This window comes from Neisseria sp. P0014.S009 (assembly GCF_051958155.1).
In the GTDB taxonomy this organism is placed as follows: Bacteria; Pseudomonadota; Gammaproteobacteria; order Burkholderiales; family Neisseriaceae; genus Neisseria; species Neisseria flavescens_C.
Window position 1 is genome coordinate 1 of the sequence record NZ_JBQCVS010000048.1, and the last position, 463, is coordinate 463.

The following is a 463-nucleotide window of genomic DNA, read 5'->3' on the forward strand; positions in this document are numbered from 1 at the left end:
ATCTAATCCCGTTTGATCCCCTGGCTTTCGCGCCTCAGCGTCAGAAGAGATCCAGCACGCCGCCTTCGCCACCGGAGTTCCCATGGATATCAACGCATTTCACCGCTCCACCCACGGTTCCGCGTGCCCCTATCTCCCTCGAGACTTCCAGTATCCGAGGCAGTTCTCCAGTTGAGCTGGAGGATTTCACCCCGGACTTGGCAGCCCGCCTACGCGCCCTTTAAGCCCAGTGATTCCGAACAACGTTCGCACGGTTCGTCTTACCGCGGCTGCTGGCACGAACTTAGCCCGTGCTTCCTCCAGGGATAGATCACACGGTTTCCCGCTTTTCTCCCCCTCGACAGGGCTTTACAACCCGAAGGCCTTCATCGCCCACGCGGCGTCGCTCGGTCGTGCTTGCGCACATTGCCGAAGATCCTCGACTGCAGCCCCCCGTAGGCTGTCTCTTATACACATCTGACGC

The 463-nt window shown here is 59.8% G+C and carries 1 rRNA gene; it reads right to left on the bottom strand.

What is annotated here, in order from left to right:
• A 16S ribosomal RNA gene (locus tag ACTHS4_RS11595) occupies positions 1-463 on the bottom strand; the annotation flags it as partial.